At 72.0% G+C, this 1,646-nt stretch carries 2 protein-coding genes and 1 pseudogene; all 3 read left to right on the top strand.

The window, feature by feature from the left end; genetic code table 11:
• Positions 1–223, top strand: a pseudogene (locus AC1DY5_RS54810) (hypothetical protein); the annotation flags it as partial.
• Positions 220–1,047 carry a PhnE/PtxC family ABC transporter permease gene (locus AC1DY5_RS54805; protein ID WP_478122559.1) on the top strand — a complete coding sequence of 276 codons (828 nt, stop codon included), beginning with the start codon at positions 220–222 and terminating at the stop codon, positions 1,045–1,047. The pseudogene AC1DY5_RS54810 and the gene AC1DY5_RS54805, both read left to right, overlap by 4 nt.
• Positions 1,044–1,646: PhnE/PtxC family ABC transporter permease (locus tag AC1DY5_RS54800; RefSeq protein WP_478122558.1), on the top strand; the 603-nt coding region annotated here is incomplete at its 3' end. The genes AC1DY5_RS54805 and AC1DY5_RS54800, both read left to right, overlap by 4 nt.

The following is a 1,646-nucleotide window of genomic DNA, read 5'->3' as shown; positions in this document are numbered from 1 at the left end:
GGACGAGGCCGCGCTGCAGACGCTCGTCAGGCAGGGCGAGGCAACCGGGGCGACGCTGGTGGCCTCGATGCATGCGGTCGACCTGTCGCTGCGCTGGTTCCCGCGCATCGTCGGCATGCGTGACGGCCGGATCGTGTTCGACCGGCCGGTCGGCGAGGTCAGCGACGCGATGCTGTCGGCGCTCTATGCCAATGAGTCGGCGGCGCGGGAACTCGCGGCTTGACGACCACGCCGGCGCTGCGCGATCCGGCCGGCCGGCGCCGGCTGGTCGGCTGGCTGGCCGCGCTCGCAATCGCCTGGCCGCTGCTGCAGCTGTCCGAGTTCCATCCGTCGGTGCTGTTCGGCAGCGGGAACCTGCAGGTGATCGGCGGCTTCCTCGGCGGCTTCCTGCCGCCGGCCGCCGCACCGGACTTCCTGGCCCTGCTCGGCAAGGCGACGCTCGAGACGCTGGCGATGGCCACCGCCGGCACCGCGYTGGCTTTCCTGATCGGCGCGCCGCTGGGTTTCGTGACCACCCGCGCGCTTTCGCAGTCGCGCATCGGCCCGGGGCCGGGCCGCGTCCGGGCCGTCGCGCTGCGGCAGTCCGCGCGCTCGCTGCTGATGGTGCTGCGCGCGATCCCTGAAATCGTCTGGGCGCTGATCTTCGTGCGCGCACTCGGGCTCGGTCCGGCCGCCGGCGTGCTGGCGCTCGCGATCACCTACGGCGGCATGCTCGGCAAGGTCTACGCCGAGGTGCTCGAGTCGACCGACACCGCCCCCGCCCGGGTCCTGCTCGAAGGCGGCAGCAGCCGGCTCGCGGCATTGTTCTATGGGCTGCTGCCGAACTGCGCGCAGGAGCTGACCTCCTACACCGTCTACCGCTGGGAATGCGCGGTGCGGGCCTCGGTCGTGATGGGCTTCGTCGGCGCCGGCGGCCTGGGCCAGCTGATGGACCAGTCGATGAAGATGTTGAATGGCGGCGAGGCCAGCAGCATCCTGCTGGTGTTCCTGCTGCTGGTGCTCCTGGCGGATGCGTTGAGCAATGCGCTGCGGAGGCTGCTGGCATGAGCGTTTCCCTTGCGTCTTCGGCGACGCGCTGCCTGCGTTGCTGGGCGGCGACGGCCGGGGTGCTGGCGGCGGTGGCGGCCAGCTTCGTCTATCTGGCGATCGACTACCGCGCGCTGTTCACCGCCGAGTCGCTGCGGCTCATGGGCCGCTTCATTGTCGAGTTCTTCCCGCCGGATCTGTCGGCGGGCTTTCTTTCGAAGGCCGCGTGGGGCGCGCTGCAGACGCTGGCCGTGTCGGCGCTCGGCACGCTGCTGGCCGCGGCCGGCGGCGCGCTGCTGGCGCTTCCCGCCTCGGGCCGCTCGGGCCTCGTCGTGCAGGGCGTCACCCGTTTCGTGCTGAATTTCCTGCGCAGCGTGCCCGAGCTGGTGTGGGCCGCCCTGATGGTGCTGGCCGCCGGCATCGGACCCTTCGCCGGTACCCTGGCGCTGGCGCTGCATACCACCGGCGTGCTGGGCCGGCTGTTTGCCGAGAGCCTCGAGAATGCGCCGCGCGCGCCCGAGCAGGCCCTGCTCCTGAGCGGCTCGGGCGCGGCCGCCGCCTTCGGCTACGGCAGCCTGCCGCTGGTGCTGCCGCAATGGGTGGCCTACACGCTGTATCGT

It is taken from the genome of Variovorax sp. P4_D9 (assembly GCF_056401695.1).
Note: the sequence above shows the minus strand (reverse complement) of the source record. Positions and strands in the feature narration are given on the sequence as shown.